Source organism: Kitasatospora sp. NPDC001175 (assembly GCF_053598215.1).
The window spans coordinates 135776-160414 of the sequence record NZ_JBSFJU010000005.1; the positions used below are offsets into that span (position 1 = coordinate 135776).

20 protein-coding genes and 1 pseudogene are annotated in these 24639 nt (G+C 69.4%); 12 read left to right on the forward strand and 9 right to left on the reverse strand.

The genetic code is table 11. From position 1 onward, the window contains the following. The first annotated feature begins 65 nt into the window (after positions 1 to 65). Entirely contained in the window at positions 66 to 719 is a 654-nt protein-coding gene (locus ACWDAK_RS05955; RefSeq protein ID WP_344638507.1) for a MerR family transcriptional regulator, read from the forward strand. A gap of 189 nt (positions 720 to 908) precedes the next feature. Here ACWDAK_RS05955 and ACWDAK_RS05960 read toward each other — a convergent pair whose 3' ends face one another. Together ACWDAK_RS05960 and ACWDAK_RS05965 are read right to left on the reverse strand one after the other, a co-directional pair. Next, positions 909 to 1196 (reverse strand): protealysin inhibitor emfourin, encoded by a 288-nt coding sequence (locus tag ACWDAK_RS05960; RefSeq protein WP_344638508.1) that lies wholly within the window; start codon positions 1194 to 1196, stop codon positions 909 to 911. A 93-nt stretch (positions 1197 to 1289) separates the two neighbouring features. Then, positions 1290 to 2309 (reverse strand): M4 family metallopeptidase, encoded by a 1020-nt coding sequence (locus tag ACWDAK_RS05965; RefSeq protein ID WP_344638509.1) that lies wholly within the window; start codon positions 2307 to 2309, stop codon positions 1290 to 1292. A 315-nt stretch (positions 2310 to 2624) separates the two neighbouring features. On the opposite strand from ACWDAK_RS05965, the gene leuA reads away from it, so the two are divergent. The 4 genes from leuA to ACWDAK_RS05985 all read left to right on the forward strand — a co-directional run bounded on the left by leuA (position 2625) and on the right by ACWDAK_RS05985 (position 7197). Then, the gene (leuA, locus tag ACWDAK_RS05970) at positions 2625 to 4406 is read left to right on the forward strand and encodes a 2-isopropylmalate synthase (RefSeq protein WP_344638510.1); all 1782 of its coding nucleotides are present in this window, start codon (positions 2625 to 2627) and stop codon (positions 4404 to 4406) included. A gap of 498 nt (positions 4407 to 4904) precedes the next feature. Next, complete coding sequence (locus ACWDAK_RS05975) at positions 4905 to 5414, forward strand: TerB family tellurite resistance protein (RefSeq protein ID WP_344638511.1); 510 nt, start codon at positions 4905 to 4907, stop codon at positions 5412 to 5414. A gap of 194 nt (positions 5415 to 5608) precedes the next feature. Then, positions 5609 to 6355, forward strand: coding sequence for a DNA repair protein RecO (gene recO / locus ACWDAK_RS05980; RefSeq protein ID WP_344634393.1), 747 nt, complete (start codon positions 5609 to 5611; stop codon positions 6353 to 6355). Positions 6356 to 6360: 5 nt separating this feature from the next. Beyond that, positions 6361 to 7197, forward strand: a complete 837-nt coding sequence (locus tag ACWDAK_RS05985) for an isoprenyl transferase (protein WP_344634392.1) — start codon at positions 6361 to 6363, stop codon at positions 7195 to 7197. A gap of 193 nt (positions 7198 to 7390) precedes the next feature. Here the strand turns inward: ACWDAK_RS05985 and ACWDAK_RS05990 are convergent, their stop codons facing one another. From ACWDAK_RS05990 to ACWDAK_RS06005, 4 genes are all read right to left on the reverse strand, one after another. Next, entirely contained in the window at positions 7391 to 7804 is a 414-nt protein-coding gene (locus ACWDAK_RS05990; protein ID WP_344634391.1) for a Fur family transcriptional regulator, read from the reverse strand. A gap of 35 nt (positions 7805 to 7839) precedes the next feature. Next, positions 7840 to 8808, reverse strand: coding sequence for a metal ABC transporter permease (locus tag ACWDAK_RS05995; RefSeq protein WP_344634418.1), 969 nt, complete (start codon positions 8806 to 8808; stop codon positions 7840 to 7842). Next, positions 8808 to 9644: a metal ABC transporter ATP-binding protein gene (locus ACWDAK_RS06000; RefSeq protein ID WP_427392898.1), complete on the reverse strand. Its 837-nt coding sequence runs from the start codon at positions 9642 to 9644 to the stop codon at positions 8808 to 8810. Before ACWDAK_RS06000 ends, ACWDAK_RS05995 begins: the two co-directional genes overlap by 1 nt. A 154-nt stretch (positions 9645 to 9798) precedes the next feature. Continuing rightward, positions 9799 to 10755 carry a metal ABC transporter substrate-binding protein gene (locus ACWDAK_RS06005; protein ID WP_427392899.1) on the reverse strand — a complete coding sequence of 319 codons (957 nt, stop codon included), beginning with the start codon at positions 10753 to 10755 and terminating at the stop codon, positions 9799 to 9801. Positions 10756 to 11094: 339 nt separating this feature from the next. On the opposite strand from ACWDAK_RS06005, the gene ACWDAK_RS06010 reads away from it, so the two are divergent. Then, positions 11095 to 12477, forward strand: a complete 1383-nt coding sequence (locus ACWDAK_RS06010; RefSeq protein WP_344634388.1) for a glycine--tRNA ligase — start codon at positions 11095 to 11097, stop codon at positions 12475 to 12477. Positions 12478 to 12694: 217 nt separating this feature from the next. Here ACWDAK_RS06010 and ACWDAK_RS06015 read toward each other — a convergent pair whose 3' ends face one another. Together ACWDAK_RS06015 and ACWDAK_RS06020 are read right to left on the reverse strand one after the other, a co-directional pair. After that, positions 12695 to 13282 carry an NADAR family protein gene (locus ACWDAK_RS06015; RefSeq protein ID WP_427392900.1) on the reverse strand — a complete coding sequence of 196 codons (588 nt, stop codon included), beginning with the start codon at positions 13280 to 13282 and terminating at the stop codon, positions 12695 to 12697. Positions 13283 to 13601: 319 nt separating this feature from the next. Further along, the gene (locus tag ACWDAK_RS06020) at positions 13602 to 15059 is read right to left on the reverse strand and encodes an MFS transporter (protein WP_427392901.1); all 1458 of its coding nucleotides are present in this window, start codon (positions 15057 to 15059) and stop codon (positions 13602 to 13604) included. Between the two features lie 102 nt (positions 15060 to 15161). Between ACWDAK_RS06020 and ACWDAK_RS06025 the strand changes: the two genes are divergently transcribed. Beyond that, on the forward strand, positions 15162 to 16004 hold the full coding sequence (locus tag ACWDAK_RS06025) for a helix-turn-helix transcriptional regulator (protein ID WP_344634386.1): 843 nt from the start codon (positions 15162 to 15164) through the stop codon (positions 16002 to 16004). A gap of 483 nt (positions 16005 to 16487) precedes the next feature. On the opposite strand, the gene ACWDAK_RS06030 is transcribed toward ACWDAK_RS06025, so the two are convergent. Next, positions 16488 to 16997 (reverse strand): hypothetical protein, encoded by a 510-nt coding sequence (locus ACWDAK_RS06030; RefSeq protein ID WP_427392902.1) that lies wholly within the window; start codon positions 16995 to 16997, stop codon positions 16488 to 16490. Positions 16998 to 17132: 135 nt separating this feature from the next. On the opposite strand from ACWDAK_RS06030, the pseudogene ACWDAK_RS06035 reads away from it, so the two are divergent. From ACWDAK_RS06035 to ACWDAK_RS06055, 5 genes and pseudogenes are all read left to right on the forward strand, one after another. Beyond that, positions 17133 to 17969, forward strand: a pseudogene (locus ACWDAK_RS06035) (histidine kinase); the annotation flags it as partial. Positions 17970 to 18318: 349 nt separating this feature from the next. Then, positions 18319 to 18810 (forward strand): DUF4097 family beta strand repeat-containing protein, encoded by a 492-nt coding sequence (locus tag ACWDAK_RS06040; RefSeq protein ID WP_427392980.1) that lies wholly within the window; start codon positions 18319 to 18321, stop codon positions 18808 to 18810. Between the two features lie 503 nt (positions 18811 to 19313). Beyond that, positions 19314 to 20420, forward strand: a complete 1107-nt coding sequence (gene dusB, locus ACWDAK_RS06045) for a tRNA dihydrouridine synthase DusB (RefSeq protein WP_427392981.1) — start codon at positions 19314 to 19316, stop codon at positions 20418 to 20420. Between the two features lie 566 nt (positions 20421 to 20986). Beyond that, positions 20987 to 23695 carry a pyruvate, phosphate dikinase gene (gene ppdK, locus ACWDAK_RS06050; protein ID WP_344634383.1) on the forward strand — a complete coding sequence of 903 codons (2709 nt, stop codon included), beginning with the start codon at positions 20987 to 20989 and terminating at the stop codon, positions 23693 to 23695. Between the two features lie 234 nt (positions 23696 to 23929). Further along, on the forward strand, positions 23930 to 24430 hold the full coding sequence (locus ACWDAK_RS06055) for a ribonuclease (protein WP_344634382.1): 501 nt from the start codon (positions 23930 to 23932) through the stop codon (positions 24428 to 24430). The last annotated feature ends 209 nt before the right edge of the window (positions 24431 to 24639 follow it).

Consider the following 24639-nt stretch of genomic DNA (forward strand, 5'->3'; position numbering starts at 1 on the left):
CTGGGTGCGGGTGGGGCGGTCCCGGTGGTGGAGTGGTCAGGGCCGGTCGGGGTGGGTTGGCCGGGATGGGAGAGGCGATGCGGATCGGCGAGCTGAGCAGTCGTACCGGCGTGCCGGTGCCCACGATCAAGTACTACCTGCGCGAGGGGCTGCTCCCGTCCGGTGAGCGGACCAGTCCCAACCAGGCCCAGTACGGCGACGGGCATGTGCGGCGGCTGAAGCTGGTGCGGGCCATGCTCGAGGTCGGGAAGCTCTCCATCGCGGCCACCCGTGAGGTGCTGAACGCGATCGACGCTCCCGGCGGCACCCTGCACGGGACGCTCGGAGCCGCCCAGTCCGCAGTCACGGCCGAGCCGTCGGCGGGTGGGGACGAGGACGGGGCGCGGCAGGAGGCCGACCGGCTGGTGGCAGTGCTGGCCGAGCGCCGGGGCTGGCGGGTGAAGCCGGGCGGCGCGGCACGGCAGGCGCTGATCCAGGTCGTGGCGGCCTACCAGCGGCTCGGCCAGGAGGACCTGCTCGGCATCCTCGACGAGTACGCGGTCGCGGCGGAACGCCTCGCCGCTGCCGAGATCGCCGTGATCGCGGGCCGGTCCGAGCTGGACGGCCAGGTCGAGGGAGTCGTGATCGGTTTGGTGCTCGGCGACGCCCTGATGGCCGCCATGCGGAGGCTGGCTCAGGAGGACGTCTCCCGGCGGGCTGTCGGCGAGAGGGCCAACTGAGTCGTCACAGTGTCAGCGGCCGTGTGGTGCGGGTGATTTGAACCCCATGTCATATGCGGTCGTCGATGCGTTGCTTCCCTTGGCTCCGCGCCTTCGAGGGCGCGTGGCCGCTCGGGCGCGCCGATCTCCCGTGCGGTGCGCGGCTATTCACGCACACGGTTGATCGGGAGGATCGCCGCGCCGTCGGGCTCACTTGGCGAGGCCTGGTTGCGGGACGCCCTCGCGGAGGACCAGGGAGACCAGTTCGTGCTGGGCGTCGGTCAGTTTGGGGTCGGCACAGTAGACCGTCCGGCCGTCGACGGTGATCTCGTAGCGGAAGCCGTCCGGCACGCCGCACGAAGGGGTACGCAGGCCGCCCGCCACCGCTTCGCGGGCGAGGGCGTGCACGTGCGGCGCGTCGGGTCGGTCGGCGGTGTCCAACGCCGCGCGCTGGGTTCGGCCTGCCAGGCCGCCGGTCCTGGTCACCTGGATACGCATGGTGGTAAGTCTGCTACGCACCGGTGGGGCGTGCTGACTTTTCGCCCAGGTCGGCATCGGCTGGTCGACGAACCAGCCCGCGGAGTGGTCGGTTCAGGTGGTGCTGATCCCGACCTGGGACCAGGCGGCGGTCACCGCGTCCGCCACCGACTGGTCCTGGTACCGGGACTTGGCGGCGGCCACGGTGGCCCTGGCGAAGGCGGCGAAGTCGGCGTCGTGGGTGAGTCGCCCACCCGTGAGGGTGTCGTACCAGATCCGTCCGGCCCGCTCCCAGGCGTTGCCGCCGAGCGCGGCGGCAAGCAGGTAGAAGGCGTGGTTGGGTATGCCGGAGTTGATGTGCACCCCACCCTGGTCGTCGGCGGTGTCGACGTAGTCGTTCAGGTGGGCGGGCTGCGGGTCCTTGCCGAGCCTGGGGTCGTCGTAGGCGGTGCCGGGTGCCTTCATCGAGCGCAGCGCGACGCCCTGGACGCCCGGGGCGAGCAGTCCGGCGCCGATCAGCCAGTCGGCCTCGGCGGCGCTCTGGCGCAGGGCGTACTGCTTGACCAGCGAGCCGAACACGTCCGAGACGGACTCGTTGAGCGCCCCGGGCTGGTCGTGGTAGTCGAGACCGGCGGTGTACTGCGTGACGCCGTGGGTGAGTTCGTGGCCGATCACGTCCACGGCGGCGGTGAAGTCGGTGAAGACGATGTCGTCACCGTCGCCGAAGACCATCTGGGAGCCGTCCCAGAAGGCGTTGTCGTAGTTCTGTCCGTAGTGGACCGTGGCGTTCAAAGGCAGCCAGTCGCCGTCGATGGAGTTCCTGGTGTACACGGTCTCGTAGAGCGCGAAGGTGGCGCCGAGGCCGTCGTACGCGCGGTTGACCGAGCCGTCCGCGACCGCGGCCTGGCCCTCACGGCGGATGGTCCGCCCGGGGGCCCGCTCGGCGTGGGCGGCGTCGCCGATGGTGCGGGTGAGGTGGTGGGCCGGGGGCGGGGGAGCGATGGCCTGGAGTCTGGCGGTGCGGTGGGTCAGGTCGAGTGCCAGCGAGCGCTGCGCGGGCTCGTGGCCCTGTTCGGCGAGTCGGTCGAGGACGTACGGCGGGATGATCGTGCAGTAGTGGGGTACTGAGGTCATGTCGCCAAGAGTGAGGCATCGATGACTGGTTGTCACGGGGGTTGGCGGCCGGTAATCCGTCTCAAGGGGTGGAATGGTGGTGGAGTTCACTGCCTCGCGCCGGTGACCTGGGTTACCCTCGGACACATCATGCGTCACGGGCTGCTTCTCCTTAGCTGCCGCGGCGAGGGCCTGTAGTCCCCGAAGGCCGGCCCCCTCGCCGCGGGGAGTTGTGTTGCGCGCGATCAACGTCGATGCGGCGCGCCAGTCGGCCCAGCCGGGTGTTCACTGCCCCGGCCAGCCCGCAATCGATCAGGGAAGCTGAGACTCTCCTCCATGACTGAGCAGTCCGCCATCGCTCGCGCGTTCAACGACCGCCCCACCCCGATCACCGCCGCCACCGTGCAGCAGAAGCCCTCCGGCATGCCGTTCCACCGCTACCTGCCGTTCGGCACCGTGGACCTGCCGGACCGCACCTGGCCGAACCAGGCCATCGCCAAGGCTCCGCGCTGGCTCTCCACCGACCTGCGGGACGGCAACCAGGCGCTGATCGACCCCATGTCGCCGGCTCGCAAGCGCAAGATGTTCGACCTGCTGGTGAAGCTGGGCTACAAGGAGATCGAGGTCGGCTTCCCGTCCTCCGGGGCCACCGACTACGACTTCGTCCGCTCGCTGATCGAGGAGCGGGCGATCCCCGAGGACGTCACCATCTCGGTGCTGACCCAGGCCCGCGAGGACCTGATCGAGCGCACCGTGGAGTCCCTGATCGGGGCCCCGCGCGCCACCGTCCACCTTTACAACGCGACCTCGCCGCTGTTCCGCCGGGTGGTCTTCAAGGGCAGCCGGGAGGACATCAAGGGCATCGCGGTGGACGGCACCCGGCTGGTGATGGAGTACGCCGAGAAGCTGCTGGGTGAGAACACCGTCTTCGGCTACGAGTACTCGCCGGAGATCTTCATCGACACCGAGCTGGACTTCGCACTGGAGGTCTGCGAGGCGGTGATGGACGTCTGGCAGCCGGGGGAGGGTCGCGAGATCATCCTCAACCTGCCGACCACGGTGGAGCGTTCCACTCCGAACGTCTACGCCGACAAGATCGAGTGGATGTCGCGCAACCTCTCCCGCCGCGAGTTCGTCTGCCTGTCCTCGCATCCGCACAACGACCGCGGCACCGGCGTCGCCTCGGCCGAGCTGGCCATCATGGCCGGTGCCGACCGGGTCGAGGGCTGCCTGTTCGGCCAGGGCGAGCGGACCGGCAACCTGGACCTGGTCAACGTCGGGATGAACCTGTTCTCGCAGGGCGTCGATCCGATGATCGACTTCTCGGACATCGACGAGATCCGCCGCACCTACGAGTACTGCAACCAGATGGTCGTGCCGGAGCGCCACCCGTACGCCGGTGACCTGGTCTACACCTCGTTCTCCGGCTCGCACCAGGACGCCATCAAGAAGGGCTTCGACGCCCTGGAGGCCGACGCCGAGGCGGCCGGGGTCCCGGTGGGCGAGTACACCTGGGGCGTCCCGTACCTGCCGATCGACCCGAAGGACGTCGGCCGCTCCTACGAGGCGGTCATCCGGGTCAACAGCCAGTCCGGCAAGGGCGGTATCGCGTACGTCCTGAAGAACGACCACAAGCTGGACCTGCCACGCCGGATGCAGATCGAGTTCTCGAAGATCATCCAGGCCAAGACGGACGCCGAGGGCGGCGAGGTCACCCCGGCCGACATCTGGGCGGTCTTCCAGGACGAGTACCTGCCCACCCCGGCCAACCCGTGGGGTCGGATCGCGCTGAGCGGCTCGCGCAGCCTGACCACCGAGGACGGCCGGGACGTGCTGTCCGCCGAGGCCGTGGTGGACGGGCGGCCCGTCACCCTGTCCGGCACCGGCAACGGCCCGGTCTCGGCCTTCGTCAACGCGCTGGCCGAAATCGGCGTGGACGTACGGGTGCTGGACTACGCCGAGCACGCGCTGAGCGAGGGTGGTGACGCCCAGGCCGCCGCGTACGTCGAGTGCGCGGTGGACGGCCAGGTGCTGTGGGGCGTCGGCATCGACGGCAACACCGTGCTGGCCTCGCTGAAGGCAGTGATCAGCGCCGTCAACCGGGCCCAGCGCGGCTAGTCCGCGACAGCCTGCTGCCTGCTGCCGACTCCGGCCAGTCCGTACGACCGTACGCCGGCGGCCGATCGGCTGGGTCCGTAAGGCCGGTTGGCGGCGGTCGGCACACGGGGCCGACTCCGCGCGGGGGGTCGCCGGATTCCGGGTGAGGTCACCGGAAAGGGTGGCCCCCGCTTGCAATGTGTTCCACGCCACACCTTTACCCGTTCGGGGTGCTGACACATCCCGGTAACCATGGCAGCATCTACCCACCGGAACCGAGGTCGGTGGGACGGCTCCCGGCGTCCGGTCGCGTGACCTGCCCATCGATGCGCAGGCCGCCTGCCATGTCTGGGGAGTGGCGCCGTGACAGGGTTGTGGGGTGTTCGCCCTCGCTGGCGGACGGACGTTCTCGGTGATTTCTTCTGCCCCGGCTGTGGTGGGGACCGCAACTACCGCCGCCAGTACGGCCGTCGATGGCTGCGACTGTTCGGCACTCCGGTGCTGCCGGTAGGACCCGTCGTGGGCAGCGTCCAGTGCACCAGCTGCCACGGCCGGTACGGCGTCGAGACCTTGGAGCAGGTCACCTGCGTCCGGCTCGCCTCGATGCTCCGCGACGCCCAGTACACGGTGAGCCTGGCGGTCCTCGCCGCCGGCGGTACCGGCGGCCGGGCCGCCCGGGAGGCCGCCTGCGCCACCATCCGCGAGGCCGGCTTCGAGGACTGCGGCGAAGCCCAGATCCTGGCCGCGCTGGCCGCACTCACCGGCTCCAGCGGGGAGGGACCGCTCGACCTGGAGGGCCACGGCAGCGGCCTCACCATCGAACTGCACGCCGCGCTGGAGCCGTTGGCCCCGTACCTGGCCCAGCAGGGCCGCGAGCGCCTGGTCCTGCAGGGCGCCTCGATCGCGCTGGCGGACGGGCGGTACCTGCCGCAGGAGCGCGCAGCGCTGGCCGCCGTCGGCCGCTGCCTCAAGCTCGGCGCGGGACGGGTCGGCGAGCTGCTGCAGGCCGCGGCGGGCGCACCGCACTAGTCGGGGCTCCGTTCCTCTTCGACTCCTCTTCGACCGGGCCCGAACACCCCCTCCGGGTCCGCCCTGCCCCGCACCCGCCGGTGTCCCCACGCAGACCGGGGTGCGGGCACACGGCTGCCCGTTCGTCGAGGCAGCGGAGTGCGCGAGAATGGTCGGATGGCCACACTGTTCGACTTCCACGCCTGGGGGCGCTGATGAGCCTCTTCCGGGACGACGGCGTGGTCCTGCGCACCCAGAAGCTGGGCGAGGCCGACCGGATCATCACCCTGCTCACCCGCCAGCACGGCAAGGTGCGCGCGGTGGCCCGGGGCGTTCGCAAGACCAAGTCCAAGTTCGGTGCCCGGCTCGAACCGTTCTCCCACGTGGACGTGCAGTTCTTCAGCCGGGGCGCCGACCTGGTCGGCCGCGGGCTGCCGCTCTGCACCCAGGTGGAGACCATCGCCCCCTACGGCGGCTCGATCGTCACCGACTACGGCCGCTACACGGCGGGTACGGCCATGCTGGAGACGGCGGAGCGTTTCGCCGAGAACGAGGGCGAACCGGCGGTCCAGCAGTACCTGTTGCTGGTCGGCGGGCTGCGCACGCTGGCCGCCGGGCTGCACGAGTCCCACCTGGTGCTGGACGCCTTCCTGTTGAGGTCGCTCGCGGTCAACGGATACGGCGCGAGTTTCACGGACTGCGCCAAGTGCGGACTGCCCGGACCCAACCGGTTCTTCTCGCTCCAGGCGGGCGGAGTGCTCTGCGCGGACTGCCGAGTGCCTGGAAGTGCCGTACCCTCCCCTGAGACACTGGTACTGCTCGGCGCGCTGCTGTCAGGGGACTGGCAGACGGCGGACAACTGCGAGCCTCGGTACTGGCGGGAGGGCAGCGGGCTGGTGGCCGCCTATCTGCAGTGGCACCTGGAGCGGGGTATCCGCTCGATGAGATACGTGGAGAAGTGAGCAGCATGGCAGCGCGACGGCTCTTCGGCGGTAAGCAGCGCGAGTACGTGACCCCGGCTCCGCACCCGAGCGGTGCGAAGCCTCCGAAGATCCCCGGTGAGCTCGTCCCCAATCACGTCGCGATCGTGATGGACGGCAACGGCCGCTGGGCCAAGGAACGCGGGCTGCCGCGCACCGAGGGCCACAAGGTCGGCGAGTCGGTCGTCCTCGACGTGCTCAAGGGCGCGATCGAGCTCGGTGTGAAGAACGTGTCCCTGTACGCCTTCTCCACCGAGAACTGGAAGCGGTCCCCGGACGAGGTGAAGTTCCTGATGAACTTCAACCGGGACGTCATCCGCCGCCGCCGTGACGAACTCGACTCCATGGGCGTGCGGATCCGCTGGGCCGGCCGGATGCCCCGGCTCTGGAAGAGCGTGGTCCAGGAGCTCCAGGTCGCCCAGGAGCAGACCAAGCACAACGATGCCGTGACCCTCTACATGTGCGTCAACTACGGTGGCCGGGCCGAGATCGCGGACGCCACGGCGGCCATCGGCCGGGATGTCGCAGCCGGCAAGCTCGACCCGGGGAAGATCACCGAGAAGACCATCGCGAAGTACCTGTACCACCCCGACATGCCGGACGTGGACCTGCTGCTGCGGCCCAGCGGTGAGCAGCGCACCTCCAACTTCCTGCTCTGGCAGAGCGCTTACGCCGAGTTCGTGTTCCAGGACGTGCTCTGGCCGGACTTCGACCGGCGCGACCTGTGGCGCGCCTGCGAGCAGTTCGCGATGCGTGACCGCCGCTTCGGCGGTGCCGTTCCCAACGAGGTGGCCGCTGAGGCCGAGGTGTCGGCGCAGCGCTGAGGTGACTGCGACGCGGTGCCGGGACGTGCGACGTGGCGTCGGAACGTGTGTGACGCGGCGTCGGTACGGGGGCGACGCGGCGTCGGGGATACGTGAATGTGTGATGCCGTGTCGGCACCACGGTGACGCGGCGTCGGGACATGCATGAAGGGGCCCGGGAGCAACTGCTGCTCCCGGGCCCCTCACTGTCCGCTCAGGCCTTCTTGGCCGCGCACTCCCCGCAGAGTCCGAAGATCTCCAGCGTGTGGGCGATGTCGGTGTACCCGTGTTCGGCGGCCACGGTGTTGGCCCAGCGTTCGACCGCGGGGCCCTCGACCTCCACGGTGGCGCCGCAGTCGCGGCAGACCAGGTGGTGGTGGTGCCCGCTGCTGCACCGGCGGTACACCGCCTCACCGTCCGCGGTGCGCAGCACGTCCACCTCGCCGGCGTCGGCCAGCGACTGCAGGGTGCGGTACACCGTGGTCAGCCCGACCGAGTCGCCCCGGTGCTTGAGCATGTCGTGCAGCTCCTGCGCGCTGCGGAAGTCCTCGATCTCGTCCAGGACCGCCGAGACGGCGGCTCGCTGCCGAGTGGATCGGGCGCGCGGCGACGGGCCTGCGGTGGTCACCGTGGGTCCTCCTGGGGGTGGGTTCGTCTAGCACCTCATTGTGCCAGCCCCGTACTGGCGATCGGGTCGCTCTCCCGCGCTCCGTTCGCAGTTGTGGCGTGGAGGTCGTCGCCGGTGTTCTGCTGGGCCGAGGTCGCCTGGCCGGGGATCGCGGTCTTGCAGACCTCGGGTCCGTGGTCGACGGCGGCGCGGTGGCGGCGGCGGGCCAGCGGTGCGGCGATCGCGCTGAACACCGCGAAGATCGCGATGGCGAGCAGCACGATGGCCGGGCCCGAGGGCACATCGGCCTGGTAGGAGCCGGTCACGCCGGCCACCGCGACGGTGATGCCGAGCGCGATGGCCGCCGCCTGGGTGGCGGCGAAGGAGCGGGTGAGCTGTTGGGCCGCCGCCACCGGGACCACCATGAGCGCGCTGACCAGCAGCAGTCCCACCACCCGCATGGCCACGGTCACGGTGACGGCGGCGGTCACGGCCAGCAGCAGGTTGAGGACGCGAACCGGAATTCCGGTGACCCGGGCGAACTCCTCGTCCTGGCAGACCGCGAAGAGCTGGCGGCGCAGCCCGATGGTGATGGCGATCACCACGGCTGCGAGTACCGCGATGGTGCCCAGGTCGGAGGGGGAGACGGTGAGGATGGAGCCCCAGAGGTAGCTCTCCAGGCTGCCGCTGCCGGCCTGGGCGCTCACGCTGACCAGCAGCTTCCCGCAGGCCATGCCGCCGTAGAAGAGCATCGCCAGGGCGATGTCGCCGCGCTGCTTGCCGCGCGCGCGGACGAGTTCCATGACGATCGCGCCGAGCACGCAGACCAGGACGGCCATCCAGATCGGGCTGGTCTGGAACAGGAAACCCAGGCCGACACCGGTCAGCGCGACATGGCCGATGCCGTCGCCCATCAGGGCCTGCCGCCGCTGCACCAGGTAGACACCGACGGCGGGCGCGGTGACGCCCACCAGGATGGCGGCGATCAGCGCGCGCTGCATGAAGTCGTAGTTGAGCATGTCGATCATGCGAGCAGCCTCGGGGTGTTGTTCGGGTGGTCGTCGTCCGAGTGCGGGTGGACGTGATCGTGGCCGGGCAGGGCGTGCTGTCCGACCTCCTTCGGGGGCGGGCCGTCGTGCGAGACGCAGCCGTCGCGGAGCACCACGGCCCGGTCGATCAGCGGCTCCAGCGGGCCGAGTTCGTGCAGTACGAGCAGGACGGCGGCGCCGCGCTCGACCTCCCGGCGCAGGGTGTCGGCGAGGATCTGCTGGCTGGCCATGTCCACCCCGGCCATCGGCTCGTCCATGATCAGCAGGTCCGGGGTGCCGACCAGAGCGCGGGCGATCAGCACCCGTTGGTGCTGGCCGCCGGAGAGGTTGGCCACCCCGTCCTCGGCACGGTCCAGCATGCCGACGGCGTCCAGGGCCCGGTCCACGGCCTCCCGGTCCTTGCGACGGAACGGCAGCAGCCGGTGCTGCGGCAGCCGACCGGTGGAGACCACCTCGCGGACGGTCGCGGGCACGCCACCCGCCGCGGTGGTGCGCTGGGGCACGTACCCGATCCGGTGCCACTCCTTGAACCTGGCGTACGGCGTGCCGAAGAGCTCGAGTCCGCCGCGCTCCAGCGGGACCGAGCCGATCACGGTTTTGACGGTGGTCGACTTGCCGGAGCCGTTCGCGCCGAGCAGTGCGACCACCTCGCCGGGCCGCACCACGAGGTCGATGCCGCGCAGGACGGGACGGCCTTCGAGCGAGGCGACGGCGTCGCGGAGCGAGACGGCGGCAGGCGCGGCGCCCGCGGGGAGCGGGTGCCGCGCCGGGGCGGAGCCCGTCGGCACCGTGTCGGGTATGACAGAGCTCATGGGGTGTCCTCTTGGTCCTCGTGGTCCTCTTGGGCCTCTTGGTGTTGCTCGGCTCGTGCCGCTTGGCTCGCCTGGGGGCGCCTAGACCGGGTTGCCGGGGCCTGGATCGCCGCGCCTGGACTGCCGGGTCTGGATTGCCGGGCCCGGGGTTTGCTCAGCTCTTGGCGCCGAGGGCGGCCTGAAGGTTGGTCAGGTTCTGATGCATGATCGAGAAGTAATCGTTGCCGGACGGGTCCTTCACGCCCTCGATCGGGTCGAGCACGGCGGTCTTCAGGCTGAGGTCCTTGGCGACGGTCTTGGCCAGGTCCGGGCTGACCAGCGCCTCGAAGAAGATCGTGGTGACGCCGTTGTCCTTGGCGGCCTTCTGGATCGTGGCGAGGCGGGCCGGGGTCGGCTCGGCCTCCGGGTCCACGCCGTTGATGGCGATCTGGTTCAGGCCGTAGTGGTCGGCGAGGTAGCCGAAGGCGGCGTGGCTGGTGACGAAGGTCTTGGTCTTGGTGTCCTTCAGCCCGGCCTGGAACTCCTGGTCGAGCGCAGACAGTCTGGTGACCAGCGCGTCGGTGTTCTTCTGGTAGTCGGCGGCGTGGTCCGGGTCGGCCTTGGCCAGCTCGGCGCCGACGCTCTTGGCGACTGCGGTGTACCGGGTCGGGTCGAGCCAGATGTGCGGGTCGCCCGCCGCGTCGGTGTGGTCGTGCCCACCCTGGCTCTGGGTGCCCTCATCCAGGTGGTGGTCGACCAGCGGGGAGGCGGCGGTGGCATCCACCACGTGCTTGGCGGAGCCCTGCTCGACCGCCTTGTCGACGGAGGGCTGGAGACCCTTGAGGTAGACCACCAGGTCCGCGCTCTGAATGGAGGCGACCTGCTTGGCCTTGAGTTCGAGATCGTGCGGTTCGACTCCGGCAGCGGTGAGGTCGGTGACCTTCACATGACTGCCGCCGATCTGCTCGGCGAGGAACTCCATGGGGTAGAACGACGCAACCACGTTCAGCTTGCCGTTGCCGCCCTTGCCCGCTGCACTGCTCGAACCGCCGCAGGCGGTCAGGGCGAGGGCGCCCGCGACGGCGGTGGCGGTCAGGGCTATCGAGGTGGTCGGGAGACGTCGCAGCATCATGACAACCATTGTCATCTTTACTGGAAATGATTGTCAACTCACCTGATTGGCGTATGAACCATGGCTGCGTGAGAGCTGTGTCACGTGGGGCGTGCGAGCGGGAGGGTGCGCACGAGGACGCGTGCGTCGGTGGGAGTGGAATGTGTCGACAGGAGGGCGCATGCGTCGACAGGAGGGGCGTGCTCGCGTCAGGCTGGTCGTGCGGGCGTGGATGGGCCGACCCGCAATACTGATTTGAACCGTCTACCCACGAGCCCGGTAACCTGAGGTATTCGGGTGCGCGCAACCAGCCGCGCCTTGACCGTGCCGTCGAACTGACGTCGTACTGAAGAGAGCACTGTGGCCGCCGACAAGATCGACACGATTGTCAGCCTGAGCAAGCGCCGTGGCTTCGTCTACCCCTGCAGCGAGATCTATGGCGGTACGCGTGCCGCCTGGGACTACGGGCCACTGGGCGTGGAGCTCAAGGAGAACATCAAGCGCCAGTGGTGGCGTGCGGTGGTCACCGCTCGGGAGGACGTCGTCGGACTCGACTCATCGGTGATCCTGGCCCGCGAGGTCTGGGAGGCGTCCGGCCACGTCGCCACCTTCAACGACCCGCTGACCGAGTGCCTCTCCTGCCACAAGCGGTTCCGTGCGGACCACCTGGAGGAGGCGTACGAGGCCAAGCACGGCAAGCTGCCGGCCAACGGCCTCGCCGACATCAACTGCCCGAACTGCGGCAACAAGGGCGCCTTCACGGAGCCCAAGGAGTTCTCGGGCATGCTGAAGACGCACCTCGGTGTCACCGAGGACGCGAGCGGCCTGGCCTACCTGCGTCCGGAGACCGCGCAGGGCATCTTCACCAACTTCAAGGCGGTGCAGACCACTTCGCGCAAGAAGCCGCCGTTCGGCATCGCCCAGGTCGGCAAGAGCTTCCGCAACGAGATCACCCCCGGCAACTTCATCTTCCGCACCCGTGAGTTCGAGCAGATGGAGATGGAGTTCTTCGTCAAGCCGGGCGAGGACGAGAAGTGGCACGAGTACTGGCTTGAGCAGCGCTGGAACTGGTACGTGGACCTGGGTCTGCGCACCGAGAACATGCGCTACTTCGAGCACCCGAAGGAGAAGCTCTCCCACTACGCCAAGCGCACGGTGGACATCGAGTACCGCTTCAACTTCGGCGGCAGCGAGTTCTCCGAGCTGGAGGGCGTCGCCAACCGGACCGACTACGACCTCGCGGTGCACAGCGAGCACTCCGGCCAGGACCTGAAGTACTTCGACCAGGAGTCCGGCGAGCGCTACTTCCCGTACGTCATCGAGCCCGCAGCCGGTCTGAACCGCGCCATGCTGGCCTTCCTGCTGGACGCCTACTTCGAGGACGAGGCGCCCAACGCCAAGGGCAAGATGGAGAAGCGCGTCGGCATGCGGCTCGACCCGCGCCTGGCTCCGGTCAAGGTCGCCGTCCTGCCGCTGTCGCGCAACGCCGACCTCTCGCCGAAGGCGCGCGGCCTGGCCGCCGACCTGCGGACGGCCTGGAACGTCGAGTTCGACGACGCCGGCGCCATCGGCAAGCGCTACCGCCGCCAGGACGAGATCGGCACGCCGTTCTGCGTCACCGTCGACTTCGACACCCTCGAGGACAACGCGGTCACCATCCGCGAGCGCGACACCATGGCGCAGGAGCGCGTCTCCCTCGACCAGGTGAAGTCCTACCTGGCGGCCCGCCTGATCGGCTGCTGACGGGTTCTGCCGCTGATTCCCACCCACTGGCCCCCGCGCGGTTCGCTCCGCGCGGGGGCCAGTGGGGTTGAGGGCCATGGCTTCGGCTCTGTGGTCACCGCGGGTGTCGGGCCTCGACCTGCTGCGGGTCGAGCGGTTGGGCGGCGGGCCGTTGAGCGTCGAGGTTGGGCGTCGACGTCTTCGGTGCCGGCTTGTTGGACATCGGCCTGTGGAGTTGTCAGGAGGCCGGCTCGGCCAGGCGGCTGCGAGCCTCCATGAGGGCGAATCCAAGCAGGTTGAGGCCGCGCCACTCGGCGGGCTTGGCCGCCCGCTCGTTCTCGGCGGCGAGGCCTATGCCCCAGAGCCGGTCCAGCGGGCTGGCCTCCACCAGAACTCGCTGGGCGGTACCGAGCAGGTACTCCCGAAGGGCCTCGTTCTGACCGAACTTGGCCACATTGCCCTGGATCACCAGCTCGAACCGCTCGGCTGCCCAACGCTGCTCGTCGAAGCCGCGGACCAGCCGCCCGAGCTTCTTCGCCTCGGCCGGCGTGCGAGCGGCGAGAATCCGCGGCAATACCTCGTCGTCTCCGAAGAGCCGGGCCTTGCCCGCCATCATCCAGTGCTCGGCCGTCGCGTATGTCACTCCGTCCACGGTGAACCTGGCCGGCCACCACTGGCTGAGCGAACCCGGACCGCTCCGGCCGTCCCGCTCCGGCCGGTGCCCCCAGAAGAACAGGTACTTGGGGCGGGCGCCTGCTGCCACGAGTGCGGTGAGCTCCTCGCGGGAACGGGCGTCGGCCGGGGACTGGGGCTGGTGCGTCGTCATATCGTCATCCTGACACGAAGGGCGACGGACAGCCCCTGATTTTCCCTCTCCCCTGGCGGGCGTTCCCTTGTTGGGTCGCACCACGTCGGGATCGCTCTGCCATGTCTCGCCCCCGTTCTGCCCCGCGTGTTCTGCCCTACCTTGTCCAGCTCTGACTTGCCCCGGCGAGCCTGTTCCGTCCGGGTTCGCTTCGCCTGGGCCTCTTCCACCTGGGCCTGTTGCGGTTCGGTCAGCCCATCCGTCCTGCCCGCTCCGGCCCGTCTGCCCAGGGCGCTTGTGTTGCCGGTCCAGCCCTGCCCGTCTGGATGGACCGACTGTCTCAGGCGACCGTGCGGGGCAGCCGGGTGCTGAGCAGGAAGATGGCCACCGAGCCGGTCAGCTGGAGGGTCAGGACCAGAGCCAGCGCGTGGGCGATACCTATGGACGGGGACACGGCGAGGAAGAGCGTCCCGAGAGTGGCCACTCCAAGTGCCAAGCTGGACTGCTGGGTTGTGGCCAGTACCCCGCTGCCGACCCCGGCACGTTCGGCCGGGACCTTGGACAGGACCACGCGGAACAACGGCGTCCCGATCAGGCCTTGGCCGATGCCGGCCAGCGCCACGCCGGGTAGCATCCGCCACGGCGAGAAGTGCGCCCAGTCCAGCAGCACCGGGGCGACCAGGATGGCCAGTCCCGAACCCTGGACCACAGCACCGGCCGTGATCACCCGGCTGCCGAACCGGCCGATCAGGCGCGGCCCGCTCAATGAGGCGGAGAAGTAGCCGGCAGCCATGGGGACCAGCGCCCACCCCGCCGCTACCGGACCGAGCCGGAGCCCCTGCTGCAGCATGACGGCCACCACGAACATGAACCCGCCGAAGCCTGTGAAGTACGGCACGGCGACCCCGAGGCCCCAGCGCATCTCCGGTATCCGCAGCAGGGAGAGCGGCACCAGCGGCACCTGACCCGCCCGCTCCGCCCGGTGCTCCACGTAAAGGAACGCGGTAGTGAGGAAGGGGAAGGCGCCGAGCAGCACCCAGGACCAGAGCGGCCAGCCCGCCGCCCGCCCTTCCATCAGTGGCAGAAACAGCGCGAGCAGTGCCGCCGTCAGCAGCGCCGTCCCGGGCAGGTCGACCCCGGCCGCGTGCGGCGACCGGCTCTCCGGTACGTACGGGAACGCGAGGACGGCGGTGAGCAGCGCGAACGGGACGTTCAGCAGGAACACGGCCCGCCAGCTGGTGCCGAAGAGGTTGGCGGCGATCAGCATTCCGCCGAGAACCTGCCCGATCACCACGGCGATGCCGCCGACCGCGCCGTAGATGCTGAGGGCTCGGGCGCGCTGCGCACCACTGCTGGCAGCGGTGATGGTCGCGAGCACCTGCGGCAGGAGCAGTGCGGCCGAGGCGCCCTGGGCGGCCCGGGCGGCGACCAGTGTCCAGGCGGTGGGAGCGAGGCCGCAGAGCAGGGAGGCGGCGGTGAAGGCCGCGGCGCCGGTGATGAAGAGCCGGCGCCGTCCGAAGGAGTCGCCAAGCCGCCCGCCGAGTACCAGCAGTACGGCGAATGCGATGCCGTATCCGGCGGCAACGAGCTCCAGGACTGCGGGGCCGGCGGTCAGGTCATGGTCGATGGTGGGCAGGGCGACGTTGACGACGAAGAAGTCGAGCATCGGCAAAAAGGCGCCGAGCAGGACGGTGACCAGACCGGCCGTCCCGAGAGTGGGAGCGGCAGACTGGGCCGCGGAGCGCTGAGACTGTGAAGGTATGGCCGGGGTCTGCGGAATCGCTAGTTGCTGGGTCACGAGTACCACGATCCGGCTTCGCTCACCCTGGTACCAGACACCGTTTATCCAGGTATAACAAGTACCTGGAAACAGGATCCGATTTCCCGCATCCTTGGTCCCATGACAACTATCGCCGCGCCGACCGACAGCCGTCGGAGCGAGCTTGCGACCTTCCTGCGCAGCCGCCGGGAGAGGATCTCGCCGGAGCAGGTCGGCCTGCCGCTGACCGGGCGCCGTCGGACCCCGGGACTGCGCCGCGAGGAGGTCGCGCAGCTCGCCGCCGTAGGAGTCACCTGGTACACGTGGCTCGAGCAGGGGCGGGACATCCAGGTCTCGGCCCAGGTGCTGGACTCGGTGGCCCGAGCCCTGCAACTCGACCGGAGCGAGCGGGCCCACCTCTTCGTCCTGGCCGGCTCGGAGGATCCGGCTCCCGTCCAGGACTGCCCGACCATCACTCCCTCCGTGCGGGCCGTGCTGGAGCAGCTCGAACCGATGCCCGCCGTGGTACTCAACAGCCGGTACGACATCCTGGCGTACAACCGCGCCTACACCTGGCTCGTGGGCGATCTCGACGAGATGCCGTTCGAGGACCGGAACCTGCTGTGGCTGGTGTTCTCGGACTCCAGTTTCGCCTCGGTACTGGTGGACGTCCAGGGAGCCCGGGAGTCCGTGACGGCCCGCTTCCGGGCGGCTATGGCCGAGCATTCTTCGGAACCGGTCTGGAAGAACCTTCTTCAGCGTCTGCGCCGGACGTTTCCCGAGTTCGAGGAGCTCTGGGAGCGGCACGAGGTGGCCGCCCAGACCAATGGGCTCAAGCGCTTCCTGCTTCCCGACGTCGGGCTGGTCCGCTTCGAGTACACCAACCTGTGGCTCGGGCCCCGGCCGAGCACGCGGCTGGTGGCCTACACGCCACAGGACGAGGAGACGCGCAGTCGTCTGGAGCAGCTCGCGGCCATGCGCTGAGTCGCACCCCAGTCGATGAGGCAGGGGCCAATGGGCGGGTGCTCCACCTACGGCGCCCTCGTCGGCTGCCGTCCGATCAGCCGGCCTTTGACAGTGGCTGGCTGCTGACCCAACCATCTTTTGATGGAACGGAGTTGAGGAAAGGCTGGTGGTAGGGATCGCACCGGCAAGGGCGAGTGCGATGCAGAGCCACGCCAGCGGCAGCTCCGCACAGAGCGCCATCGTCACGGCACCGGCGAGGTGGCCACCATGTGCCGCTGTATGGAGGTCGTACCAGGCATCGCCGAGCAGCAAGGCCGCGGCCACTGCTGCCGCCGGTCGACTGCCGGGGCTGCTCCGCCGCAGGAGCGTACCGGTAGTGATCAGGGCGACAGCCTCCAGGTAGTCGAGCGCTGGCCAGCCCCTGCCTGCTCCAGGGGGCGGCCAGAGCTGTGGCCCAGGGCAGCAGCGCCACTCCGCAGGCGGTCAGCATCCGTTGCACGCTCATGACGTTCGCCCGGCCCGCATCCGGGCTGACAGCGAGTCGTCGTGCGGGACTCGTACCTGTACCGAGCCGCAGGGCGGCCCATCGGCCCAGGCCAGCCAGAAGGCGTCGGCGAGCTGGACCACCCGGGCCGGGCGATGGCTTCGACCCAGCAGACCGCCATTGGTGAAGGTGATTTCGGGCAGTGAACCGTCGATCGGCAGCCGCCCCCAGGCGAAGCCGGTCGGACCGTCGGTGCCTACCCGGCATCGGGCTCCGCGCAGCACCTGGTGGTCACCGAGTGCGGAAGCCACCATCACATCCAGCAACTCGCCGAACTCGTAGACCTCCAGGGAGGCGCGCTTTCGTTCGGCGGGGCTCGCCCGGACCGACCACGGACCCACATGCGCGGTACCGCCCCCGCCGTCGGCCAGGCACTCGCCCCAACCACCGTCGACCAGAACCTCATTGGGGCGGGTGGCAGATCCGGACTGAGGTGCGGTTGACGTCGAGCGACTTGTTCTCGTCATGTCGCCAAGATTCGCGGATGACTGACTCCATGTCGGTAGCGCGTACATCCGTCCTGGGGGTGTACCTAGCTACAGCATTGATTCGGATGCCCACTTCATGGATCGGCCCGATCGGGTGCCCATAGGCTGTGCGGCATGTCGAGTTCCGCCCTCCGCCGTGCTCGCGCCTGGGGTGCCGAGCATGCTCCGTGGTCGGCGGCCATCCGGCGGGATGCCGTGTTCATCGCGGCCGGAGTGCCGCTGGGTCTGCCTCCCGTCCTCGCTCTGTGCATGACCAAGGTCGGTGCGCTGCTCCCCCTCGTGGTGTTCTGCCTTGACCTGCTGACGATCGCTCAGCGAAGCCGCTTCCGTGAGCTGCGTGGTCTGATGATCCCCAGCCAGGTGGCTCCGGATGCGGGCTGGCTGGTGCGCCTGCGCTCCGGCTTCACCTGGCGGCAGGCCGGGTACCACCCGATCGTCGCACCGGTCATCGCCGTCGGCGCCCCGCTGGTACTGGCTGCCGGGGGCGCGGCTCTGGTGCTGGCCACGGTCTACGGCTGGGCGTGCCTGCTGCCGAAGGAGAGCTCGTCCCGCTTCGCTGCCGGTCGGACGGGGGCCGATGCCGCGCTCACCGTCGCCGGCCTGGCCTTGCTGTTCGTGCTGCCCTGGGCAGTGGCTTGGCTGGCCAGGATCGACGGACGGGCGGCCCGTGTCCTGCCCGGGCCGAACCGGGCGGAGGTTCTGGAGCGCCGAGTCGAGCACCTCGCCGAGAGCAGGGCGGGCGTGGTGGACGCGGCGGATTCCGAACGCCGGCGGATAGAAAGGGACTTGCACGACGGTGCCCAGCAGCGGCTGGTCTCGCTGGCGGTGAATCTCGGCCTGGCCCGGCGCACCCTCAAGGATGTACCGCCCGAGGCCATGCAGGTCATCATCGAGGCGCACGAGGAGGCCCAGGCCGCCATCGCCGAGCTTCGTGACCTCGTCCGAGGGCTCCACCCCGTGGTCTTGGAGGACCGCGGCCTGGACGCGGCACTCTCAGGCATCGCGGCACGGGCCCCCGTCCCGGTCCGCCTGACGGTGAACCTCCCTGACCGCATCGCCCCGACCGTCGAGGCCGTCGCCTACTTCACGGTCTCGGAGGCCCTGGCCAACGTGGCGAAGCATGCCCGGGCCTCCCGCGTCGATCTGTCGGTACGACAGGACTCCGGCCGGGTCCGCATCGTCATAGCCGACGACGGCGTCGGCGGCGCCGACCCGAGCAGGGGCACCGGACACGCTCATACGCGGAGTCTCCGGCGAGATACGGGCGAGAACGTCTTCCGGTCGGCTGCGACTGGAGGGGGTGAGCGGCCCGGTATGGGGCAAATCAACGTCGGGATCGATCTCGGCCAGGGAGCTAGGCTCCTCGGAGGTCGACGTGGCGTCCAGCTCAGGGCAGATGGATCTGGGCTTCGCACTCCCTCCCAGAGCAGTGACGGCGACCACCACATCCGGTCCGGTCGTTGTCACCGTCCCGGGAGGGAACACCCGGTACCGAGTGGACGGGCACACGAGCTCGCATTCCTGGAACGTCGACCCGGACGTGGAGGACAGCAGCTCCGCCCGCAAGATCGACATCACATCAATGTCCGGCCCGGTGACGGTCTCCTCCACCTCGGTCGACTCCAGCCCCGGGTCGGTCCCGTCCAGTGAGTCGGTTCCATTGAGCGCCCCGGTTCCATCGAGTGCCCCGGCCGCGTCCGGTGAGCCGGCCGCTTTCCGTGAACCGGCGCCCGGAGCCCCGAGACCTGGCATGTCGGCGGTACCGCCCGCTTCGTCCCCCGGACAGCCGTAGGTGCCGGGGAACCGCGAACGCCGGACCGGATGCCAGCGCTGGACTTAGGCACCGGACCGGACACGGACACGCAGGTGCCGGACCAGACGTACGCATCCGACCGGATGCGGGCACTGGACACTGGTACCGGACCGGCGGCCGGTACCGAACCGCCCCCAGACACCGGAGCAACCGAAGGCCGTGACCGACCCACGGGTCGGCCACAGCCGACCACAGAGCCGAACGGGGGACCACCTGGGGGACAATGGAGAGTCTCGGACCGCCGCCCGCGCCGAATCACAGTCGCCCTTGCCGACCCTGAGGACTCCGCCCGTATGACCTCCGTGCCCGCGTCCAGCTCCGCCTCCAGCGCCGCACCCACGCCCAGTGGCGAACCCATGCCCGGCGTCGCACCCACATCCGGCGTCGCACCGAAGCCCGGCACCCCGGCGTCCGGCGGCGCCCCCGCCCCTCAGGCCGCTCCTACCTCCGCCCCCGAGTTCGCCCCCCTGAACATCGGCCCCATGCAGGTGTGGCCCCCGGTCGTGCTGGCGCCGATGGCGGGCATCACCAACGCCCCGTTCCGGACGCTCTGCCGCGAGCAGAGTGGAGGCAGGGGGTTGTACGTCTCCGAGATGATCACGACGCGTGCACTGGTCGAGCGCAATGCCAAGACCATGCAGTTGATCAAGTTCGACCCGAGTGAGAAGCCGCGTTCGATCCAGCTGTACGGGGTGGACCCGGTGACGGTCGGCCGGGCCGCCAGGATGATCTCGGAGGAGAACCTCGCCGATCACATCGACCTCAACTTCGGCTGCCCCGTTCCGAAGGTGACCCGCAAGGGCGGCGGTTCCGCTCTGCCGTACAAGCGCAACCTGCTGCGCGAGATCCTGCGCGAGGCGGTCGGCAACGCGGGCGGCCTGCCGGTGACCATGAAGATGCGCAAGGGTATCGATGACGATCATCTGACCTACCTGGACGCGGGCCGGATCGGCGCGGAGGAGGGCGTTTCGGCGATCGCCCTGCACGGTCGTACCGCTGCGCAGCACTACGGCGGCACCGCGGACTGGTCGGCCATCGCCCGGCTGCGCGAGTCCGTCCCGTCGGAGATCCCGGTACTGGGCAACGGGGACATCTGGTCGGCGAACGACGCGGTGCGGATGATGCGCGAGACCGGCTGCGACGGTGTGGTCGTCGGCCGTGGCTGCCTCGGTCGGCCATGGCTGTTCAAGGATCTGGTCTCGATCTTCGAAGGCGAGGTGGACTACGCCCGACCGACCTTCGGCTATGTGGCGCAGGCGATGGTGCGGCACGCCCAACTGCTCGGTGAGTGGCTGGAGGACGAGGCACGGGGTGTCATCGACTTCCGTAAGCATGTCGCCTGGTACACCAAGGGCTTCTCGGTGGGTTCCGAGCTCCGGGTGAAGCTTGCGATGTCCAGTTCGCTGGCTGAACTGGCGGAGACGCTGGGCCAGATCGAGCAGGACCAGTGTTGGCCCGCCGGTGCCGACGGTCCGCGTGGGCGGACCAGCGGAAACAACCGGGTGGTGCTCCCGGACGGCTGGCTGGACGATCCGTACGACTGTGCGTTGCCCAGCGCGGAGGCCGAGTTGGACATGTCTGGCGGGTGACTTAGACGTCACGTCGAATTTGTTTCTTCCGGGCTGCTTGCCGGAACGGATGGGCCCTCTTGGACGATATGGCCAAGAGGGCTCCTTTCTGGCAGATTTTAGTAACAGGGAGATGTCACTACATCGACACAGTGCAATCATTGGCGCATGTCGCCTACGCTCGACAGCTGACGTGCACCCGTGACGCTTGCCACATATCGTGGCGATTGACGGCCGGCCGAGTGGGTTCGCTGGGCTGTCGGGGCGTGAATCGCTTCCCGAAGGGGCCCGGTAGCGGATCGGCGCAGCTGGCTGCAGGAAATCAAGCCGGGGCAACACCAAGGTCGATCAGTCGCTACTGTCTGTCCGGTTCGTGTGATCTTCAGGTTTCCATGTGTTCACTACTTGAACGGTTGCTAGCGTCAGCCGGACGATTTCACCAACAGAGGTAAACGCCCTGATGGGCATTCGATCTGTTGGGTCACGGCCCACTTCGAGGCGCACACGGCCTATTGGCGGCGCGACGGCGCCTTCGAAATGGGTATGTTCTCCGGCGTCAGGGCAACCGTGTGCGAGGAGACCGACCCGTGGCGGCTCAGCAGAAGTTTGTTTACTCCTTCACCGAAGGAAACAAGGACCTGAAGGATCTACTCGGCGGCAAGGGCGCGAACCTCGCCGAGATGACCAACCTGGGCCTCCCCGTCCCTCCGGGGTTCACCATCACCACCGAGGCGTGCAAGGTCTTCCTGGAGACCGGCAGTGAGCCGGCCTCGCTGCACAAGGAGATCAGCGAGCACCTGGACTCGCTGGAGCAGCAGATGGGCAAGCGGCTCGGCCAGCCCGACAACCCGCTGCTGGTATCGGTCCGCTCGGGTGCCAAGTTCTCGATGCCCGGGATGATGGACACCGTCCTGAACATCGGTCTCTCCGATGCCTCGGTGGCCGGTCTGGCCGCCCAGTCCGGCAACGAGCGCTTCGCCTGGGACTCCTACCGCCGCCTGGTCCAGATGTTCGGCAAGACCGTACTGGGCGTGGAGGGCGAGCTCTTCGAGGAGGCGCTGGAGGGAGTCAAGCAGGCCAAGGGCAGCACCAACGACCTGGACCTCACCACCGAGGACCTCAAGGCGCTGGTGGAGACCTTCAAGGCGATCGTGCTCCGTGAGACCGACCGGGAGTTCCCGCAGGACCCGCGCGAGCAGATGGACCTGGCGATCCACGCGGTCTTCCATTCCTGGAACGGCGACCGGGCCCGTCTGTACCGCCGTCAGGAGCGCATCCCGAACGACCTGGGCACGGCGGTCAACATCTGCAGCATGGTCTTCGGCAACCTCGGCGAGGACTCCGGTACCGGTGTCGCCTTCACCCGTGACCCCTCCACCGGTGCCGTCGGCGTCTACGGCGACTACCTGTCCAACGCCCAGGGCGAGGACGTGGTGGCCGGTATCCGCAACACCCTGCCGCTCGCCGAGCTGGAGCAGCTCGACAAGAAGTCGTACGACGAGCTGATGGCGATCATGCACAAGCTCGAACTGCACTACCGCGACCTGTGCGACATCGAGTTCACCATCGAGCGCGGCAAGCTCTGGATGCTGCAGACCCGGGTCGGCAAGCGCACCGCCGCCGCCGCCTTCCGGATCGCCGTCCAGCTGGTCGACCAGGGCCTGATCGACCTGGACGAGGCGCTGCAGCGGGTGACCGGCGGCCAGCTGGCGCAGCTGATGTTCCCGCGCTTCGCCGCCGACGAGACCGCCAAGCGCGTCGCCTGGGGCATCGCCGCCTCGCCCGGTGCCGCCGTCGGCAAGGTGGTCTTCGACTCGTACACCGCCGTCAAGTGGTCGCGTTCCGGTGAGAAGGTGATCCTGGTCCGCCGGGAGACCAACCCGGACGACCTGGACGGCATGATCGCCGCCGAGGGCATCCTGACCTCCCGCGGCGGCAAGACCTCGCACGCGGCCGTGGTCGCCCGCGGGATGGGCAAGACCTGTGTCTGCGGCGCCGAGGAACTCGAGGTGGACACCAAGCGCCGCCGCTTCACCACCGGCGACGGGCAGGTCGTGGAGGAGGGCGACCTGGTCTCCATCGACGGTTCGACCGGCAAGGTCTACCTCGGTGAGGTCCCGGTCGTGCCGTCCCCGGTGGTCGAGTACTTCGAGGGCACCCTGCACGCCGGCGCCGACGTCCAGGGCGGCCTGGTCCAGTCCGTGCACCGGCTGATGGCGCACGCCGACGTCCGCCGCCGGCTGGCCGTGCGGGCCAACGCAGACAACGCCGAGGACGCCAACCGTGCCCGCCGCTACGGTGCCCAGGGCATCGGCCTGTGCCGCACCGAGCACATGTTCCTCGGCGAGGAGCGCCGCAGGGAGGTCGAGCACCTGATCCTGGCGGACAACGACAAGGACCGCGAGCAGGCCCTCTCCGCCCTCCTCCCGCTGCAGAAGGGCGACTTCGTCGAGCTCTTCCAGTCGATGGACGGACTCCCGGTCACCGTCCGGCTGCTCGACCCGCCGCTGCACGAGTTCCTCCCCGACATCACCGAGCTCTCGGTTCGGGTGGCCCTCGCCGAGGCCCGCAAGGACCCGAACGAGAACGACCTGCGCCTGCTCCAGGCCGTGCACCGGCTGCACGAGCAGAACCCGATGCTGGGCCTGCGCGGTGTCCGGCTCGGCCTGGTCATCCCCGGCCTGTTCGGGATGCAGGTCCGGGCGATCGCGGAGGCGGCGGCCGAGCGCAAGCTCGCCGGCGGTGACCCGCGTCCGGAGGTGATGATCCCGCTGGTCGGTACCGTCCAGGAGCTGGAGCTGGTCCGCGACGAGTGCGAGCGCGTCCTGGCCGAGGTCGCGAAGTCCACCGGCGTCAAGCTGGACATCAAGCTCGGCACCATGATCGAGCTGCCCCGTGCGGCGGTGACGGCCGGTCAGATCGCCGAGGCCGCCGAGTTCTTCTCCTTCGGCACCAACGACCTGACCCAGACCGTCTGGGGCTTCTCCCGGGACGACGTGGAGGCATCCTTCTTCACCGCGTACCTGGAGAAGGGCATCTTCGGGGTCTCGCCGTTCGAGACCATCGACCGCGACGGCGTCGGCTCCCTGGTCAAGCACGCCGTGGTGGCCGGTCGGGCCACCCGCCCCGACCTCAAGCTCGGTGTCTGCGGCGAGCACGGCGGCGACCCGGAATCGGTCCACTTCTTCCACGAGGTGGGGCTGGACTACGTATCCTGCTCTCCCTTCCGGATTCCGGTGGCGCGCCTGGAGGCAGGCCGTGCCGCCCTCGAGACGGCGGGTAGCGACTCGCGCTGACGGGGACATCCCCCGAACAGCGGACGATCGCTGACCGCAACCCCCTCCGTCGGAGGGGCGTGCGGCGGAGCTCGGCGCAGGAGAGCCGCCGTACGTGGCAGCCGGGGCGGGAACGGACAATGGCGTCCGTTCCCGCCCCGGCGGCGTTCCGCCCGGTGCCGGCGGAACGGCCGGACGGGTGAGCTGGGTACCCGGTGTTCCGGTGCCTGACCCGTACCGGGCAAGCTGGAGCGCATGACCAGCCGAATCCGTCTGATCGCCATCGTCGCCGTGCTGTGCTGTGCGGTGATCGCCGCTGCCGTCTACGCCCTGCTCGGCACCGGCAAGACGGCGTCCAGCAAGACCTCCGCCCACTCGGCCTCCCCGGCGGCCGCGGCCGGCTCCGGAGCCCCTAAGCCCTCCGCACCGGCGAAGCCGTCGGCCTCCGGCGCCTGGGTGCCCACCAACTCGGCCATGGCCGACGTGTGCCGTAGCAAGCTGCCCAGCCAGGCCCGGGACACCCTCTCGCTGATCGCCAAGGGCGGCCCGTACCCGTACCGCACGGACGGCGTGGTCTTCGAGAACCGCGAGAACCGGCTGCCCAGGCGGTCAGGCGGCTACTACCACGAGTACACCGTGGTCACCCCCGGCTCCGGTGACCGGGGTACCCGGCGGGTCGTCACCGGCACCCAGGGTGAGGAGTACTGGACCGCGGACCACTACAGCACCTTCCAGGAGATCGACTCCCGCTGCTGAGCCCTCTCGTTCCCGAGGGCTCCGACCGGCTGACCACCCTTCAAAACCGACCGGGCGGGCGACCGGGACGAACGGCACGCACGCAGGCGGCCTGCTCGGTGTTCACGGCCCGGATCACATGCGGTCCCGTCCGCGGTCCCGACCTGTGCCCTTGTGCGCGGCCAGGCCCCCTGCCCCGCCCTCGTCCGGAGTCGGAATGTCGGCCGCGC

Bases quoted from the DNA above. Each gene is read 5' to 3' on its own strand.
- ACWDAK_RS06005 (WP_427392899.1), bottom strand. From the start codon at position 10,755: ATGATGCTGCGACGTCTCCCGACCACCTCGATAGCCCTGACCGCCACC.
- ACWDAK_RS05985 (WP_344634392.1), top strand. From the start codon at position 6,361: ATGGCAGCGCGACGGCTCTTCGGCGGTAAGCAGCGCGAGTACGTGACC.
- ACWDAK_RS05960 (WP_344638508.1), bottom strand. From the start codon at position 1,196: ATGCGTATCCAGGTGACCAGGACCGGCGGCCTGGCAGGCCGAACCCAG.
- ACWDAK_RS05965 (WP_344638509.1), bottom strand. From the start codon at position 2,309: ATGACCTCAGTACCCCACTACTGCACGATCATCCCGCCGTACGTCCTC.
- dusB (WP_427392981.1), top strand. From the start codon at position 19,314: ATGCAGGTGTGGCCCCCGGTCGTGCTGGCGCCGATGGCGGGCATCACC.
- ACWDAK_RS06030 (WP_427392902.1), bottom strand. From the start codon at position 16,997: ATGACGAGAACAAGTCGCTCGACGTCAACCGCACCTCAGTCCGGATCT.
- ACWDAK_RS06015 (WP_427392900.1), bottom strand. From the start codon at position 13,282: ATGACGACGCACCAGCCCCAGTCCCCGGCCGACGCCCGTTCCCGCGAG.
- ACWDAK_RS06025 (WP_344634386.1), top strand. From the start codon at position 15,162: ATGACAACTATCGCCGCGCCGACCGACAGCCGTCGGAGCGAGCTTGCG.
- ACWDAK_RS06000 (WP_427392898.1), bottom strand. From the start codon at position 9,644: ATGAGCTCTGTCATACCCGACACGGTGCCGACGGGCTCCGCCCCGGCG.
- leuA (WP_344638510.1), top strand. From the start codon at position 2,625: ATGACTGAGCAGTCCGCCATCGCTCGCGCGTTCAACGACCGCCCCACC.
- ACWDAK_RS05955 (WP_344638507.1), top strand. From the start codon at position 66: ATGGGAGAGGCGATGCGGATCGGCGAGCTGAGCAGTCGTACCGGCGTG.
- ACWDAK_RS06055 (WP_344634382.1), top strand. From the start codon at position 23,930: ATGACCAGCCGAATCCGTCTGATCGCCATCGTCGCCGTGCTGTGCTGT.
- recO (WP_344634393.1), top strand. From the start codon at position 5,609: ATGAGCCTCTTCCGGGACGACGGCGTGGTCCTGCGCACCCAGAAGCTG.